This is a genomic window from Streptomyces sp. NPDC107500, from assembly GCF_055582785.1.
Window position 1 is genome coordinate 685373 of sequence record NZ_JBVJPF010000003.1, and the last position, 16700, is coordinate 702072.

Below are 16700 nucleotides of genomic sequence, written 5' to 3' on the forward strand. Positions count from 1 at the left end.
TCCCGGCTTTTTATGGTCGCGGGAGCCAGGGGCGCAGCTGGAAAGCAAGGTGCTTCGGTGAAGTAAGAGCTACTTCTACTTCTCGACGATCGCGAGCACGTCGCGGGCCGAGAGGACGAGGTACTCCTCGCCGTTGTACTTCACCTCGGTGCCGCCGTACTTGCTGTACAGCACGACGTCGCCGACGCTGACGTCGAGCGGAAGGCGGTTGCCGTCCTCGAAGCGGCCCGGGCCGACGGCCAGGACGACGCCCTCCTGGGGCTTCTCCTTGGCGGTGTCCGGAATGACCAGGCCCGAAGCCGTGGTCTGCTCGGCGTCGAGCGGCTGGACCACGATGCGGTCCTCGAGCGGCTTGATGGCAACCTTGGAGCTGGTGGTCGTCACGATCCGACCTCCCCCTTCGGAGATCTCACGGGGTTAACTGTCTGAGGTGGCGACCAGGTGGATCCGTCGTCGCGGGTGCCGGACCTGCCCGTCGCGTAGTTGGCACTCTCCAGTGGGGAGTGCCAGAGCCGAGACTATGACTGCGATTAGCACTCGGTCAAGCGGAGTGCCAATGCCTGCGGCGCGTCGGCCGGGTTTTTGCGTGAACGCCGGTCTGAGGAGCGCGCCCGGCGTGGGTGTGGGCCTCGCTGGGGGCTGCGCCCCCAGACCCCCGTTTCGGCCTGGACGGCCTCGTCCTCAAACGCCGGACGGGCTGGAAGTGAGGTAGTCGTTCAAGTTGCCCACCTTCAGCCCCTGCTCCTCGATCGTCTCCAGCAAACGCTCCGTATGGTCCGCCAGGTCCACGGTCACGATGTCGCCGGGGTGCAGGCGGTGCTCGCCACGGGTGTAGGTGAGGTGGCCGTCGGCGTTCAGGGACGCCCGCCACATGACCACGGCCGTGACGCCGCAGTCGGCGGCGGCGCGCAGGGTCGTCGTGTCGTACGTGCCGTACGGCGGGCGGAAGAGGTGGGGGCGGACGCCGAAGCGGGATCTGAGCTTGGTCTGCTGGCCGCAGATCTCGGCGCGCTGGCCGGCGTAGGGCAGGCCCCGCAGGGAGCGGTGGTCGAGGGTGTGGTTCTGCAGGCTCGCGCCCACCGAGCGCAGCCCGGCGAAGTGGCCGTACGCCGGTCCGGCCACGCTGTCGGTGAGGAACAGGGTGACGGGGAGGCGCCGCTCGCGGACCAGGGCCGTGAAGCGGGGGTCGCGCTCGGCGCCGTCGTCGTAGGTGAGGAAGACGACCCGGTCGGTGGTGCGGACGTGGTCCACGACGGGCGGGAGGTTCCGGTTCTGGTCGCCGCTCCGGTCGCCGCCCCGGGCCGGTTCCCCGGCGGCCGGGTGTCCGGCGGGGCCGGCGAACTGGGCGCAGCCGGTGAGCAGTACGGCGGCCAGGGCGGCCCCGGCCGGCCGGAACCGCCCTCGCCTCACAGGTAGTCCTCCAGGCGGGCCACCGCGTAGCCCTCGGCGGTGATCCGGTTCAGGAAGCGCCGGGCCATGTCGGTCATCGTGCCGTCCCAGTCCTCGCGGCCCCGGAAGTGGGTGAGGACGATGTCCCCGGGGTGCAGCTCCCGGTCCCACTCGCGGTACTCCCAGTGGTCGACGAACACCTCCTCGCTCCAGATGGGCGCGTACTCGATGCCGCAGGTCTTCGCGGCGCGCAAGGTGTCGCGGTTGTAGTTGCCGAAGGGCGGGCGGAAGAGGACGGGGCGCTTGCCGTAGCGCTTCTCCATGACCTCCTGCATGCCGCAGATCTCCCGCTTCTGCTCCGCGTAGGAGAGGCCGGGGAGGTAGGGGTGGCTCAGGGTGTGGTTGTTGAGGGTGACCCCGCGGGCCTGCATCTTCTTGAAGTAGCCGTAGTCGTCCTTGATCTCCTCGTCGGTGAGGAAGACGGTGTACGGGATCTTCAGCTCACTCATCATCCTCAGGAACGCCCGGTCCTTCTCGGCGCCGTCGTCGATGGTGAGGAAGACGATCTTCTCCTTGGTGGGGATCGTGGTGAAGACCGGCGGGAGGCCGTCCTCCTCCTGGCCCTCGACCTCGAAGCCGTCGCGCGCCTTGATCTCCGGCTTCTTCGCGGGGGGCGCGGGGGCGGCCAGCGGGACCCTTCTGAGGTCCCAGCGCTTGGCGGCGGCGACCCGGGCGGCCTGGGCCGCGCCCAGTCTCGACGCGTACGCGTCGAGCGCGCGGGCCGGGGGTGCCTGGAGGGGCTCCTGGCCGTGGGCGCCCCGGACGTCCGAGGTGTCCTGCGCACAGCCGGCGGCGAGGGCGGCCACGGCGAGGACGGCGGTGGCGGCGGTGACGGTGACGGCGCGTCCGCGCGGTCCGGGGGCAGTCGCCGCTCGCAGCACCCGCGACGCCCGGCTTTTGTCATTTTGTACGACTGCTCGCATGGTGCCGGATCCTCGCAGTCCCGGACCGCCGGACCCCGTCCGACACCGCGCCGGAGGCACACCGTCCACCGACTGGCCCACAATGAGGCGGTGAACGACCTCGACGCCCTGCTCTCCCTGCTCACCCCCGAAGGCCGCGCCCTCCTCGACGAGGTGCGCGACACCGACCCCGCGCGGGAGTTGGCCGTCGCCACCCGGCTGCGCCGCGAGCACCCGGCCGCGCTCGTGTCGGCCGCGCTCGGGCAGGCGCGGCTGCGGCAGCGGGCGGCGGCGAAGTTCGGGGCCGGGGACGCGGGGCGGATGTTCTTCACGGCCAACGGCGTCGAGCAGTCCACGCGGGCGAGCGTGGCGGCGTACCGGGCGGAGCGGTTCGCGGCTCTGGGCGTCACCTCCGTGGCCGACCTGTGCTGCGGGATCGGGGGCGACGCGATCGCGCTGGCCCGGGCCGGCATCCGGGTGCTGGCGGTGGACCGCGACCCGGCGACCGCTGCCGCGGCGCGCGCCAACGCCGAGGCGCTGGGGCTGGCCGAGCTGATCGAGGTGCGCGAGGCGGACGTCGAGGCGGTGGACACCAGCGGGTACGACGCGGTCTTCGTCGATCCGGCCCGGCGCGGCGGCAGGGGGAGGATCTTCGACCCCGAGGCGTACTCGCCGCCGCTGTCCTGGGCCGTCGGCGCGGCCCGTACGGCCTCCCGCGCCGCCGCGCTGAAGGTGGCGCCCGGCATCCCGCACGAGGCGGTGCCGGAGGACGCCGAGGCCGAGTGGATCTCCGACGGCGGGGACGTGAAGGAGGCGGTGCTGTGGTTCGGCGGCGCGGCGGGGGCGGTGCGGGCCACGCTGCTGCCCGGACCCCGCACCCTGCCCGGCACCGGCCTGCCCGACCCGGAGGTCCGCGCACCCGGCCGGTACCTGTACGAGCCGGACGGCGCCGTGATCCGCGCGCATCTGGTCGCCGAGGTCGCCGAACAGGTCGGCGGCGGGCTGCTCGACGCGACCATCGCCTACGTCACCGCGGACGAACTGCTGCCGACGCCGTACGCCACGGCGTACGAGATCACCGACCTCATGCCGTTCAACGTGAAGAAGCTGAAGGCACTGCTGCGGGAGCGCCGCGTCGGCACGCTGACCGTGAAGAAGCGGGGGTCCGCGGTCGAGCCGGAGGAGCTGCGGCGGAAGGTCAAGCCGCAGGGGCCGAACGCGGCGACCGTGTTCATGACCCGGGTCGCGGGAGCGCCGACGATGCTGGTCGGTCAGCCGGTGCGGAAGCCGTAGGAGCTTTCCGGCGGACAGGCCCTAGCCGCACTCCTCCGCCCGGCGGACCAGCAGTTCGCGCTCGCGTTCGTTGCGGGTCAGGGACGCGGCCCGCTCGAACTCCGCGCGCGCCTCGGCCGGGCGGTCCAGGCGGAGCAGGAGGTCGCCGCGGACGCTGGGGAGCAGGTGGTAGTCGCGCAGGGCCGGTTCGGCGGCCAGGGCGTCGACGACGGCCAGCGCGGGGGCCGGGCCCTCGGCCATCGACACGGCGACCGCGCGGTTGAGTTCGACGACCGGGGACGGGGCGCGGGCGGCGAGCAGGCCGTAGAGCGCGGCGATGCGCGGCCAGTCGGTCTCCTCGTAGCGGTGTGCCGTCGCGTGGCAGGCGGCGATCGCGGCCTGGAGGACGTACGGACCCGGGGCGCAGGAGCCGGCCGTGGCGTGGGCGTGGTCGAGGGCGGTGATGCCGCGGGCGATGAGCAGTCGGCTCCAGCGGCGGCGGTTCTGGTCGCGCAGGAGGACCGGCTCGCCGTCGGGGCCGGTGCGGGCGGCGGTACGGGATGCCTGGAACTCCAGCAGCGCCGTCAGACCGTGCACCTCGGGTTCCTTCGGCATCAGGGCGGAGAGGACGCGGGCCAGGCGCAGGGCGTCCTCGCACAGGGCCGGGCGGAGCCAGTCGTCGCCCGCGGTGGCCGCGTACCCCTCGTTGAAGATCAGGTAGATGACCTCCAGGACGGAGCCGAGGCGGGCCGCCCGGTCCGGGCCGTACGGCACCTCGAAGGCGACGTTCTTCGTGGCCAGGGTGCGTTTGGCGCGCACGATGCGCTGCGCGACCGTCGGCTCCGGGACGAGGAAGGCACGGGCGATCTCGGGCGTGGTCAGGCCGCCGAGCAGCCGCAGGGTCAGGGCGATGCGGGCCTCGGCGGAGAGCACCGGGTGGCAGGCGGTGAAGACCAGCCGCAGCAGGTCGTCGTCGATGTCGTCCGGGTCGGCGGGCTCCACCGGCGGCGTCTCGGCGGGCAGCTCGCGGCCGATCTCCGCGAGCTTGCGGGCGTAGGTCTCCCGGCGCCGGATCAGGTCGACGGCGCGGCGGCGGGCGGTGGCCATGAGCCAGGCGCCGGGGTTGTCGGGCACGCCGTCCCCCGGCCACTGCTCCAGGGCGGCGACCAGGGCGTCCTGCGTGAGTTCCTCGGCGATGCCGACGTCCCGCACGAGCCGGGCGACGCCGGCGACGACGCGCGGGGTCTCCAGTCGGAAGACGGTCTCCAGGGCCTCGGTGGGCTGCGGTTCCACAGCCCACCATGCAACACCCTCGGGGCGGCCGGGCAAAACGGTGCTCAGCCCTTGACGGTCAGCCTTCCATCAACTGGCGCACCTCGCAGGTGACCGTCCAGTGCTCCTCGTGCACCTTCAGGAAGCGCTTGGTCCATTCGACGGCCTCGGCCTTGTCCTTGGCCTGGAGCAGGGCGTAGCCGCCGACGACCTCCTTGGACTCGGTGAAGGGCCCGTCGGTGACGGACAGCTGTCCGCCCTCGTAGTGGACGCGGGTGCCGTCGGCGGTCGGGGTGAGGCCGGCCGTGTCGAGCAGGACGCCGGCCTTCGTCATCTCCTCCATCAGCTTCTCCATGCGCTGCACCAGCTCGGGGCTGGGGCCGCCGGAGAGGGCGTCGGTCTCCTCGATGCGGATCAGTGACAGGTAGCGGGGCACGGTGACTCCTCGGGTTCGGCGGCCGGGGTCGCTCCCCGGCCTCTCACCCAGTGCGTCGAACGGGCGCGGCGTGGATCGACATCCGCCGCCGGATTTCTCCGAGAAATTTCCGGTGGCCGCCACGGAACCACTTCGGAACCGCTAGCGCAGCGATTCCCACAGGTCACGGGCTTCCGGCTCGCGGGCCACCACCCGGTTGGGGTCCCAGGGCGCCGGGTCCACCGGCATGGTCACGGTGCGTACGTCGTCCGCCGCGAGGCCCCCGAGGCTGCGGCCGAGGCCGGTCAGCTCGCCCAGCGAGTCCAGTCCGGTGTCGGTGGTGAGGCTGCCGGTGACCGCGTCCGCGACCTGGTAGAGGCGCGGGGGGTCGGTGAGCAGGTCGGTGGTCGCGATCTGTTCCAGGAGCGCCTTGACCAGGTTCTGCTGGAGCTCTATCCGGGCCAGGTCGCTGCCGCCCGCCAGCCCGTAGCGGGTGCGGGCCAGGCCGAGCGCCTCGGTGCCGTCGAGGTGGTGGGTGCCGGCGTCCAGGTGCAGGTGGCTCTTGTCGTCGTCGATGTCCACGTCCGTGGTGACGGTGACCCCGCCCAACGCGTCGACCAGCTTGGCGAAGCCGGAGAAGTCGATCTCGATGTAGTGGTCCATGCGGACGCCGGTGAAGGACTCGACGGTCTTGACCGCGCAGACCGGACCGCCCAGTTCGTAGGCGGTGTTGAACATCGCGTTGCCCGCCTCCCGGGTCGAGTCGCCGGACTCCAGCGGGCAGGAGGGACGGTCGACGAGCGTGTCGCGCGGGATGCTGACGACGGTGGCGGCGGTGCGGCCCGCGTCGAGGTGGACGACCATCGCCGTGTCGGAGCGGGCGCCCCCGCTGTCGCCGCCGCCGAGTTCCCGGTTCTCCTCGCCGCTGCGCGAGTCCGAGCCGAGGACGAGGATGTTCAGGGCGCCGGTGGGCACCGGGGAGGCGGAGGGCGAGGCGGAGGGGACCGTGGCCGGGCGGGCGGGGCGGTCGTCGCCGAGCGCGCCCTCGATGTCGACGCTGTTGATGTTGCCGTTCAGGTGCCAGTACGTCCAGCCCACCGCGGCGAACCCGAGCAGCAGCGCACCGGCCAGCGCCAGGCCGGCCACCTTGAACCCCTTCGAGCGCCCACCGCGCCCGTCCCGCGCGTCCCGCGCAGCCATGCGTCCGCCCCCGCCCCAGCCGGTCCCGTTCGCGTCCCCACGCGAGTGCCCCGTCGGAGGGAACATAAGTCGGAATTGTTGAATCAGGAACGTGCGGGTCGGGATTCTGCGTAAATTCTCAGACTTCGGCGCGGCGCGGCGCGGCTCGGGCCGCGGCGGGGCCCGGGTCGCGGCGCGGCTCAGCCGGTGCCGGGCGCCGCCGTGCTGCCGGGCGCCGCCGTGCTGCCGGGCGCCGCCGTGCTGCTGCGCACCTCCAGGCTGGTGGCCAGCTCCACCCGGGTCGCCGACGCGGAGCCGTCGTCCCGCCCGAGGTCCAGGACCAGCCGCGCCGCCGCCTCGGCCATCTCCATCAGCGGCTGCCGTACGGTCGTCAGCGGCGGCCCCACCCAGCGGGCCACCGGCAGGTCGTCGAAGCCGACCACGCTGAGGTCCTGCGGGATGCGCAGCCCCAGTTCGCGCGCGGCCTCGTACAGGCCCAGCGCCTGGAGGTCGTTGCCCGCGAAGACGGCGGTCGGCCGGTCGGGGCGGCGCAGCAGCTCCAGGCCCCGCCGGTAACCGGCCTCGTGGTGGAAGTCGCCGGTCACGATCAGGTCGGGTTCGACCGGCAGCCCGGCGGTCTCCAGGGCGGCCCGGTAGCCGTCGACGCGGGCGCGGCTGCACATCATCCGGGTGGGACCGCTGATCGCCCCGATGCGGGTGTGACCGAGGTCGATCAGGTGCCGGGTGGCGGCGAGTCCGCCCTGCCAGTTGGTGGCGCCGATGGACGGCACGTCGGCGCCGGGGTCGCCCGCCGGGTCCATCACCACGAACGGGATGGAGCGGCTGGTCAGCAGCGCCCGCTGGGACTCGTCGAGGCCGGACAGGACCAGGATCACGCCGTGCGGACGGCGGGCGGCGACCTGGTCGGCCCAGGTCCGGCCGGGCGTGAGGCGCCCCGCGCTCTCGGAGAGCACCACGCTGAGACCGGTGTCCCGGGCCACGTTCTCCACGCCCCGGATGACCTCCATCGCCCAGGCGCTCTCCAGCTCGTGGAAGACCAGGTCGATCAGCGGCGAACGGGTCGACTCGGCCCGCCGGCGCCGGTAGCCGTGGGTGCGCAGCAGCTCCTCCACGCGGGCCCGGGTCGAGGGCGCGACGTCTGCGCGGCCGTTGAGCACCTTCGAAACAGTCGGCGCCGACACACCGGCCGCACGCGCGATCTCGGCGAGGGTCGCGGTCTGCGGGGACCGCTTTTGCGTCCGGGTTTCAGCGGGCTGCGGGGATGTCATGGCGGCGATCGTAACCCTGCGGGCCCGCTTGACGAAGCCCTCAGTGGGCCGGGGAGCGGATGGTCACACCGGGTCGGCACAAAAACATTCGATCCATACACCAAAACATTCGACGCCGCTGCTCGGGCCCGCCGGTTCAGTCCTCCTCCGTCACCAGTTCGGCCAGTCGGAGGAACGCCTCCGTCGTGGCCGGTCGCAGCCGGTGCAGCTGCCAGTCGGGCGACTGAAGGGCGGGGTCGAAGGGCACGTTCAGCACCTGCCGGGGATCGACGCGCAACCGCCGGGCGAACGCCGACGGCAGCGGCCGTCCCGTGGGGCCGCCGAGGTCGGTGGCGACGACGACGGCCCGCCGCGCCTGCTCCTCCCGGCCGGCGCCGCGGACGATGGCGAGGGCGCGGACGGCCGCGTCCAGGAACCAGTCCGCGGTCCCGCAGCAGAGGATCAGCCGGTCGGTGTGGTCGAGGACCACGTCGGCCGAGCGGTCGAGCCGCAGCGGGGACCAGTCGGTGAGGACGAAGGGGTAGTAGTGCGCCGTCTGCGCCAGCACGTGGGCGTACTCCTGCTGGTGGGCCGGGTTGGGGCTGAAGTGGCCACTGCGGTGGGCGACCACTTCGAGGCCGGACGGCAGCCGGGTCGTGCGGGCGCGGATCTCCTCGTAGGCCGGCGCGGGCGGCAGGGCCGCCAGGTCGCGTACGACGGCGGGGTTGCGGTCGGTGAGGAAGGCGTCCAGCGATCCCTCGGAGGCGGATCCGTCGAGGGCCAGGACGGGCTCGCCGCGCGCCGCGGCGAGGACGGAGCCGAGCACCATGGTGGTCGTGGCGCGTCCGCTGTAGTGGTAGGCGCCGATCAGGGTGAGGCGCCTGCTGTGCGGCAGGGGCGCGCTCCGCACCCGCTCCATACGGTTCTGCGCCTCCCGGCGGCCGGTACCGAAGCGCGGCAGCCGCAGCGTCGAGCGTGGTGCGGGGACGGCGGTGGCGGGCGGGGTGAGCGGCACGCGCGCGGCCGGGCCGCCCTGGGCACCGCGCGAAACGGCCTCGCCGAGCTGGAGGCGGGTGCGGGCGACGTAGCGGGCGAGGACCTCGGCGACCTCGCCCGCCCCGGGCCGCACGGCCGGGTCCGGGTCCATGCAGCGCAGTACGAGGCGGCGCAGCTGCTCCCAGGTGTCGCCCTGCCACAGGTGCATGCCCTCGGGCAGTCCCGGCAGGTCCCAGCCGGCCTTGGTGCTGATGACCTGGAGCAGTTCCCCGAGGGCCCGCACGTTGTCCTCGCGGGTGGGTGCGGCGCCCGAGCCCAGGTACGCGCCGTCGACGGCGCAGTCCGACAGGTCGCCCAGGACGACGGTGCGGCGCAGCACGTACACGCTGTCGGCGTCGAGGGTGGCGGGCACGAGGCCGTTGAGGTGGCAGAGGGCGACGGCGTTGGCGAGGTAGCAGGAGACGAGCAGGCCCTGGAGGATGTCGAAGGGGGCGGTGCCGTCGGTCAGTGCCCGGGTGAAGATCTCCGAGAGCCGCAGCGGCGGGGCGTCGGGCGCGGAGGCGTCCGCGATCGGGGTCATGGCCAGCCAGGGCGGAGCGTCCCGGAGCCCGCTGGCGAGCAGCACGGGCGCGTACTGGCCGTCCAGCCGGGACAGCGCCTCGGCCTCCACCGTGACGAGTCCGGCGTTGACGGCGGGCAGGTCGGGGCGCGGTATCCGCAGTACGGCCTCCCGGCCCCGCCGGTCGACGCCCCGGTAGACGATCGTGCGCCGCCCGCGCCGACGGCCGCGCAGCTCGTACGGGCCGATGCGGCGCGGGTCGTCCTCGGTGAGCGGCTCCCAGTCGTCGCGGCCGGTGCCGGACCCCGGCGAGCCGGGACCGGGGGCGGGGCGCTCGCCGCCGACCGACACCCCGAACCGGGCGAGCAGCCTGCGCTCGACGCTGGTGAACGGCTGCTGGGAGCCGGGCAGGACGTCGGAGCCGTCGGGATGGAGCAGCCAGGCCGGGAAGTCCGGCGAGTTCCCGGCCAGTTCCTCCAGGCGGCGCCCGATCCGGCGGCCGGTGCGCAGGAGTTCGGCCTGCGGGACCGCGTCGAGCAGGACCGCCTTGGAGGTGTCGGTGAAGTCGAAGACCCGGTGCTTGGCGGGCAGCGGCCCCGACACGGGCGCCGGGTGCGGGCGGACCAGGCCGCCGAGGAACACCTCCGCCAGGTGGGAGGTGGTGGCCGGCCAGGGCACCGCCGTCTGCACCAGCCGCATCACGGGCACCGACAGCGGGGCGACCGCCGCGAGGTGGGCGGCCAGCCGGTACGCCTCCGGGGTGGCGGCGTCGCGGAAGTGCTGGGCGCTGCTCAGGTCCCGCGCGGGGGCGACGGCGGCGTACCGGTCGGGGCGGACCAGCAGGGGCAGCTCCACGGTGGTGCCCGGCGAGGCGAGCAGGCGGGACCAGACGCCGAGGGAGCCCGCCGTGGGTTCGAGGACGGGGACCGGGATGTCGTCGAACCGGCTCAGCTCGGGCGGCAGCACCGGGTCGGCGACCTGCCAGGAGGTGTTGGCGCCGCCGACGCGCCGGGTGGTGGCCTGCCAGCGTTCGGCGGAGATGCCGGAGGCCTCCCACATGTCCGGCGGCAGGGTGTGCAGGAGCGCGACGGGGCCGCGGGCCGCCCGCTCGGCGAGCAGCGCGTGCATCGCGCCGGACCGCCAGGCGGGGCCCATGCCGTCGCTGACGACCAGCAGCAGGGTGCGGCCGGAGGGGTCGTTGACGGTGCTCAGCGGCAGTTCGGTGCTGCCGGGGCGGAACGGCCGGGCGTGCAGGCGCGGCCGGCCCGGGGTGCGGGTGTCGAGGCCGAGGACGCGGGTGACCGCGAAGGCGCCGAGGCGTTCCAGGAGGGTGCGCAGTTCGGTGCCGAGGCGGTGCCACAGCAGCATCGACAGGCCGTCGTCGACGAGCAGTACGAGGTTGAGCCAGCGTTCGCGCACCGGCCGTACGACCACGTCGGGCAGGTTGGTCTCGGCGAGTGCGGCGGCCGTGCGGTCCTCGTCGATCTCCGTGCGGTGGCGGCTGTCGTGGCGGCGGCGCAGCGGCCTGAGCGACCGTCCGAGCGCCAGTTCGTCGCCGAGCGCCTTCTCCTCCGGGACGCGCACCGGCAGGGCCCGCCGGGGTTCCTGGCCGGTGGTCGCGAACCGGGGCGGGGGCTCGGGGGTGTTGCGGACGCCCGCGTGCAGGGTGCTGGGGCTGGTGAGGTCCGGCAGTTCCGGGTCGCCCGGCTCGGAGGTCCGCTGCGGCGGGGCGGGACGGTCCGCCGGCTCCGGGGCGTCGGGGGGTTCGGGCGGCTGGGGGCGGGCGGGTGCCTGCCGGTGGAGGGGTGCCTCGGCGCCCGCGGGGAGCCGCCGGGCCAGCCACAGCACGTCGAGGACCTGGTCGGCGTCCAGGTCCACCCGGCAGACGCCGAGCAGCCGCAGCGCCTCGGCGAGCCGCTCTCCCCCGGCCGGCCTGGTCACATCGCCCCGGTGAGCTGGTGCAGGACGGCGTCCAGCAGCCCCTCCGCGTCCAGGTCGACGCCGCCGGTGCGCAGGAACACCGCGTTGAGCAGCTGGTCGGTGGCGAGTTCACCGAGGGCGCGGCGGCGCAGGAACGCCTCGATCAGGTCGTCCGCCTCCCGCATCGCCTCCGGGCCGAGGTGCGCGGCGACGATGGTGCGCAGCCGCTCCTCGTCGGGCAGCGGCAGGTCGAGCCGCAGACAGCGGCGCAGGAACGCCGGCGGGAAGTCGCGCTCGCCGTTGCTGGTGATGACGACGACGGGGAACTCGGCGCACTGCACGAGCCCCTGGTGCACCCGGACGGTGCCCCGGTGGTCGTGGGTCTGCACCTCGACGTCGGCCATGTCCTCCGGCAGCCGGGTCAGTTCCGGGATGTCGAAGAAGCCCTCCTCGAAGACGGTGAGCAGGTCGTTCGGCAGGTCGACGTCGCCCTTGTCCATCTCGTCGACGAGCAGGCAGCGCGGGCTGGCTGAGGGCACCAGCGCGGTGCCGAGCGGGCCGAGCCGGATGAACGTGCCGACGGGCGGCTCGCGTTCGCCGCGGTCCCGGCTGAGGGTCGTCTCCCGCAGCCTGCCGATGGCGTCGTACTGGTAGAGGGCGTCCTTGACGGTGGAGCGGCTGTTGACCGGCCAGCGCAGCAGTTCGCCCAGGCGCAGCTCGTGGGCGACGGCCCGGGCGAGGGAGGACTTGCCGGTGCCGGCCGGTCCGGTGACCAGCAGCGGACGGCGCAGGTGCAGGGCCGCGTTGACCACGTCGGCGTGCTGAGGCGCGATCACGTAGGGCAGTTCCGGGCGCATGGACCGGGTGGGGACGAAGCGGCGCCACGGCGGGGCCGAGGGCAGGGAGACGGACCGGGGGACGCCGTCGCCGCGGAAGAGGCGCCATTCGGCGTCGGCAGCGGATGTCATGTGCTCTCCTGGGGTTCGGTCAGGTGCAGGCGGGGCACGGTGCGGTCGGCGTCCGCCCAGGCGAGTACCGGGCGGCCGGGGTAGTCGGGCGGGCTGGCCTTGGCTCCCGCGCGGTAGTCGCGTACTCCGTCGGGCATCTCACGGGTGGCGACCCGCGCCATGTGGCGGGCGGTGTGGGCGGCCCCGTCGCGGCCGCGGTCCCACACCACCACCGGTATGCCCAGGGCGAGGCAGGTCTGCACGATGCCGTCCCGCGGGCCGGGCGGTACGTCCACACAGACGCGTACGGTGTCGAGCTGGTTGACGAGCCGGGAGTAGATGGTGTCCCGGTCCATCGCCTCGGAGACGACGAAGGTCTTGCCCGAGTCGAGCCGGTCCCAGCGGCTGCGCCAGTGGCCCATGAACCGCCCGTGCCTGCGCAGCAGTTCGGGGCAGTGCACCACCAGCGGGAACTCCACGCCGAGGACGCCCGGAACCAGCGCTTCCGGGTCCCGTACCGTCCACTCGTCCACGGGCAGGTTGAGGCCCGCCCGGTCGACCAGGACCTCCACGAGGGGCGGCCGTTCGTCCCGGGCGGGCGGGGTGAGGGAGTCGAGCACGCGCAGCACCTCGCCGGCCGCCTCGGGCGCGGAGTACGAGCGCACGCTGCCGGTGGAGACCTGGCGCGGTCCGGCGCCCTCGTCGCACCAGATCCGCAGCCGGTGACGGCCCTGACCGGCCGGTGTCACCTGGACCAGGACGCGGACGCGGGCGGCGCGGGCGCGCAGGGAGCGCACCCACTCCTGGGCGTCGGCGCGGCGTTCGCCGAGCGCCGCCCGTTCGATGCCGAGCCGGGTCGCCACCCCGTCCGCCCACAGCCGCAGCTCGGCCCGTCGGGCACCGGGGCACAGCGCGCCGACGTACTCCATCACCCGCAGCAGTGCGGGCACCCTGCGCTCCCCGCTGCCCGCACGGCCGTCGCCGGGCAGCGCCTCCAACTGGTCGAGGAGGGCCTCCGCGCCGTCGCCGCCGGGCATGGCCGCCAGGTGCGGAAGGGCGGCGCGGACCGCCTCGGGGAACCGGGCGAGCACCTCCGGCTCCATCGTGCGCAGGTGCCCCCGCAGGGCGGTGTGCTCCTGCGGGGACAGCAGCCTGGGGGTGCGGGCCAGGCCGCCCGCGGCCAGCACCCGGTCGGCGTCCTGCGGGGCGCCGCGCCGCAGGTTCCCGGCCAGCGCCGCGAGGGCCCGCGGGTGGGTGAGCAGGAACGCGGCGAACTCCTCGGGCGTGGGCGGGGTGACGTCGCTGCCGGCCGCGACCCCGCAGGCCCGGGCCAGCCGCTGGGCACCGGCGACCCGGCTGCTCGCCGAGGGGAAGGTGTCCTCGATCGCCTCCACCAGCAGCAGGAAGGCGGGGTCGTCCGGGTCGAGCTGCTCGGACGCCGCGCCCTCCAGCAGGCCCAGCGGGCGCAGTTCGTCCTCGACGCGCTGCCAGGGCACGCCCCAGCTGCGCCGCACCAGGTGCTGGGGGCTGTACGGGAGGGGGGCGCCGGTGCCGGGGTTCCGGGGCGGCATGAAGTGGGCGACGACCAGGCCGACCACGGCCCGCTCGCTCGCGCACCACAGCGGGCCGCCGCTGTAGCCGGGGCCGACCGCCATGCCGGTGGGCGCCCCGTCCAGGTAGGCGCGGGAGCGGCCGGGCGCGTGCACGGTGAGACGGGCGTAGGTGGCCGCCTCGCCGGTGCCGTGCCAGGCGTCCACCTGCTGGCCGGCCGCCATGGCCGTCAGCCGGGGCCCGGCGGGCAGGCCGCCCGGCGGGCCGTCGACGCGGAGTACGGCGAGGTCGCCGAGCCACTCGTCGTCCTGCGGCGGCACCGCCCCGCCCGCCGAGGCGCGCGGGGCGATCCAGTGGGCCACCCGGGCGGGGTACCTCAGCGCGGCGTCCCCGTCACGAATCTCGACGGTGATCTCGTCCGAGCCGGGTGCGCGCGGCTCCAGCATCGGTCTGTCCAAGGCGGCGTTGACCACGTGTGCGCAGGTCAGCACGGTGTCGCCGCCGAGTACGAAGCCCGCCCCCACGGTCCTGCCGCCCTCGGCCCGCCGTATCGACACGACGTACCGGGAGGGATCGCCGGCACCGTCCCCCGCGGTTCCGAACCACCCCACGCCTCACTCCCCGGCGGTCGTCGTGCCGGGGTCGGGTGCGGGTCTCCAGCTCGCGGTGACGGTGAGGTGGGCCGTGCCCGTGCCGCCCACGATCCCGAGCTTGAGGTCCTGCCCCACCTGGACGCCGAAGGTGACGCTCAGTTCGGTGGGCGGATCGGGGACGTCCGTGGCCGCGTCGTGGACCTCCTGGATGAGCGGCCCGAGCGGGCTCAGCGCGCCGCGCAGCGCCCCGCTCGCGAACTGGGCGACGGAGCCCCTCTTCCGGGCCACCGGCACCGCCCGGCCCATGCCGTCCGGCAGGTCGTCGTCGTCCGGGACCGGCACCGTGCCGTCCGCGGGCGCCAGCAGGAACCGGACCGGCGTACCGTCGTCGAGTTCGAGGTCAGCTGAAGTGGACACCCTCGTATTCTCTTCGGCGGGGCCCGGTTGGGCGGCTCCCTCGGCCAACTCGGTTACCCGATCGATGCATTGCGCACCGGATCAGTCACCGACCGACTCGAACCGCCACCGGTGCACCGCCCTCGTGACCAGATCTCCGTCGGGTTCGGGCAGTTCCGGCAGTTCCGCGTCGTAGGGCGCGTCCCACCAGGTGATGACCAGCACCCGGTCCTGCGGGGCGCGCAGCGTCTCGCGGCGGAGCGGGGTGCCGGCGAGCGGCTGGGCACGGGTCCACGCCAGCAGGTCCGCGCCCCGGCCGGGCACGGCCCGCGCCTCCCACATCAGGGCGACGGTCACGAGTACAGGTTCTCCTTGCTGACCTCGTGGACGTGGTCGTGCGAGTGGCCGTGGCCGGTCCCCGGCACGTGCGGGTCGGTCACCGGCAGCGAGGAGTCCGCGGACAGGTCCCAGTCGGAGGCGGCCCGGCCCCGGGCGACCATCTCGGCGCCGAGGGCGGCCACCATGGCGCCGTTGTCCGTGCAGAGCTTGGGGCGCGGCACCCGCAGCCGGATGCCGGCCGCCTCGCAGCGCTCCTGGGCCAGCGCGCGCAGCCGGGAGTTGGCGGCGACGCCGCCGCCGATCATCAGGTGGTCGACGCCCTCGTCCTTGCAGGCGCGCACCGCCTTGCGGGTCAGCACGTCCACGACCGCCTCCTGGAAGGACGCCGACACGTCCCGCACCGGCACCTCCTCCCCCGCCGCCCGCTTCGCCTCGATCCAGCGGGCCACGGCCGTCTTCAGCCCGGAGAAGGAGAAGTCGTAGGCCGGATCGCGCGGACCGGTCAGTCCGCGCGGGAAGGCGATCGCGTTCGGGTCGCCCTCGCGCGCGTACCGGTCGATGACCGGGCCGCCGGGGAAGCCCAGGTTCAGCACCCGGGCGATCTTGTCGAAGGCCTCGCCGGCCGCGTCGTCGATGGTGGCGCCCATCGGGCGGACGTCGGAGGTGATGTCCGTCGAGAGCAGCAGCGAGGAGTGGCCGCCGGAGACCAGCAGCGCCATCGTCGGCTCGGGCAGCGCGCCGTGCTCCAGCTGGTCGACGCAGATGTGCGAGGCGAGGTGGTTGACGCCGTACAGGGGCTTGCCGAGGGCGTAGGCGTACGCCTTGGCCGCCGAGACGCCGACCAGCAGGGCGCCGGCCAGGCCGGGACCGGCGGTGACGGCGATGCCGTCGAGGTCGCGGGCGCTGACCCCGGCCTCCTTGAGGGCGCGGTCGATGGTGGGGACCATCGCCTCCAGGTGGGCGCGGCTCGCCACCTCGGGGACGACGCCGCCGAAGCGGGCATGCTCGTCGACGCTGGACGCGATGGCGTCGGCCAGCAGGGTGGTGCCGCGCACGACACCGACGCCGGTCTCGTCGCAGGAGGTCTCGATCCCGAGGACGAGCGGCTCGTCGCGTGAGTCAGCCATGGTTGTCGGTTCCTCGTTCGGTTCCCGGTACGGAGGTGGAAGGGTCGGTCAGGCGCATCACCAGGGCGTCCACGTTGCCCGGCTGGTAGTAGCCGCGCCGGAAGCCGATGGGCTCGAAGCCGAACCGCTCGTACAGCCGCTGGGCGCGGGTGTTGTCCACCCGGCACTCCAGCAGCACCTCGGTGCATTCGAAGGCGGTCGCGGCCCGCAGCAGCTCGGTCAGCAGCCGCGCGCCGAGGCCGGTCCCCCAGTGGTCGCGGGCGACGGCGATGGTCTGCACGTCGCCCTGCTCCCCGGAGGTGACGAGGCCGGCGTAGCCGACGAGGCGGCCGTCCTCCTCGGCGACCAGGTACCGCCGGGTCGCCCCGGGGCCGCGCGCGTGGGCCAGCTCGGACCAGAACATGCCCCGCGACCAGGCGTCCTCCGGGAACAGCTCGCGCTCCAGGCGGAGCACGGGGTCGATGTCCCACCAGCGCATCTCGCGCAGCCCGGCGTCCACGGCCGGGGTCACGGGT

15 protein-coding genes are annotated in these 16700 nt (G+C 74.3%); 1 reads left to right on the top strand and 14 read right to left on the bottom strand.

Annotated elements, in window-relative coordinates:
- Positions 1-75: 75 nt before the first annotated feature.
- From groES to ACZ67M_RS14700, 3 genes are all read right to left on the bottom strand, one after another.
- The gene (groES, locus tag ACZ67M_RS14690; RefSeq protein WP_003974211.1) at positions 76-384 is read right to left on the bottom strand and encodes a co-chaperone GroES; all 309 of its coding nucleotides are present in this window, start codon (positions 382-384) and stop codon (positions 76-78) included.
- A gap of 297 nt (positions 385-681) precedes the next feature.
- On the bottom strand, positions 682-1410 hold the full coding sequence (locus tag ACZ67M_RS14695; RefSeq protein ID WP_392009991.1) for a polysaccharide deacetylase family protein: 729 nt from the start codon (positions 1408-1410) through the stop codon (positions 682-684).
- Positions 1407-2372, bottom strand: a complete 966-nt coding sequence (locus ACZ67M_RS14700; protein ID WP_469851088.1) for a polysaccharide deacetylase family protein — start codon at positions 2370-2372, stop codon at positions 1407-1409. The genes ACZ67M_RS14695 and ACZ67M_RS14700 overlap by 4 nt, the downstream gene beginning before the upstream one ends.
- A gap of 90 nt (positions 2373-2462) precedes the next feature.
- Here ACZ67M_RS14700 and ACZ67M_RS14705 point away from each other — a divergent pair, with 90 nt between their 5' ends.
- Positions 2463-3644 (top strand): class I SAM-dependent methyltransferase, encoded by a 1182-nt coding sequence (locus tag ACZ67M_RS14705; RefSeq protein ID WP_453436757.1) that lies wholly within the window; start codon positions 2463-2465, stop codon positions 3642-3644.
- Between the two features lie 21 nt (positions 3645-3665).
- Here ACZ67M_RS14705 and ACZ67M_RS14710 read toward each other — a convergent pair whose 3' ends face one another.
- From ACZ67M_RS14710 to rimI, 11 genes are all read right to left on the bottom strand, one after another.
- Positions 3666-4916, bottom strand: coding sequence for an RNA polymerase sigma factor (locus ACZ67M_RS14710; protein ID WP_469851090.1), 1251 nt, complete (start codon positions 4914-4916; stop codon positions 3666-3668).
- Positions 4917-4974: 58 nt separating this feature from the next.
- Entirely contained in the window at positions 4975-5331 is a 357-nt protein-coding gene (locus tag ACZ67M_RS14715) for a YciI family protein (RefSeq protein WP_359899476.1), read from the bottom strand.
- Between the two features lie 141 nt (positions 5332-5472).
- The gene (locus ACZ67M_RS14720) at positions 5473-6510 is read right to left on the bottom strand and encodes an LCP family protein (RefSeq protein ID WP_467319765.1); all 1038 of its coding nucleotides are present in this window, start codon (positions 6508-6510) and stop codon (positions 5473-5475) included.
- 179 nt (positions 6511-6689) lie between these two features.
- Positions 6690-7778: a LacI family DNA-binding transcriptional regulator gene (locus ACZ67M_RS14725; protein ID WP_469851092.1), complete on the bottom strand. Its 1089-nt coding sequence runs from the start codon at positions 7776-7778 to the stop codon at positions 6690-6692.
- 136 nt (positions 7779-7914) lie between these two features.
- Positions 7915-11253 (bottom strand): SAV_2336 N-terminal domain-related protein, encoded by a 3339-nt coding sequence (locus ACZ67M_RS14730; protein ID WP_469851094.1) that lies wholly within the window; start codon positions 11251-11253, stop codon positions 7915-7917.
- Entirely contained in the window at positions 11250-12200 is a 951-nt protein-coding gene (locus ACZ67M_RS14735) for an AAA family ATPase (RefSeq protein ID WP_122615788.1), read from the bottom strand. The genes ACZ67M_RS14730 and ACZ67M_RS14735 overlap by 4 nt, the downstream gene beginning before the upstream one ends.
- Positions 12197-14341 (bottom strand): VMAP-C domain-containing protein, encoded by a 2145-nt coding sequence (locus tag ACZ67M_RS14740; protein ID WP_469851095.1) that lies wholly within the window; start codon positions 14339-14341, stop codon positions 12197-12199. The genes ACZ67M_RS14735 and ACZ67M_RS14740 overlap by 4 nt, the downstream gene beginning before the upstream one ends.
- Positions 14342-14344: 3 nt before the next feature.
- A complete protein-coding gene (locus ACZ67M_RS14745; RefSeq protein WP_361352842.1) occupies positions 14345-14740 on the bottom strand; it encodes a CU044_2847 family protein in 396 nt (131 codons plus the stop codon).
- A gap of 81 nt (positions 14741-14821) precedes the next feature.
- Positions 14822-15076 carry a hypothetical protein gene (locus ACZ67M_RS14750; RefSeq protein ID WP_161327674.1) on the bottom strand — a complete coding sequence of 85 codons (255 nt, stop codon included), beginning with the start codon at positions 15074-15076 and terminating at the stop codon, positions 14822-14824.
- Positions 15073-16185 (bottom strand): tRNA (adenosine(37)-N6)-threonylcarbamoyltransferase complex transferase subunit TsaD, encoded by a 1113-nt coding sequence (gene tsaD, locus ACZ67M_RS14755; RefSeq protein ID WP_469851097.1) that lies wholly within the window; start codon positions 16183-16185, stop codon positions 15073-15075. The genes ACZ67M_RS14750 and tsaD overlap by 4 nt, the downstream gene beginning before the upstream one ends.
- Positions 16178-16663, bottom strand: a complete 486-nt coding sequence (rimI, locus tag ACZ67M_RS14760; RefSeq protein WP_125492856.1) for a ribosomal protein S18-alanine N-acetyltransferase — start codon at positions 16661-16663, stop codon at positions 16178-16180. Before rimI ends, tsaD begins: the two co-directional genes overlap by 8 nt.
- Between the last annotated feature and the right edge of the window lie 37 nt (positions 16664-16700).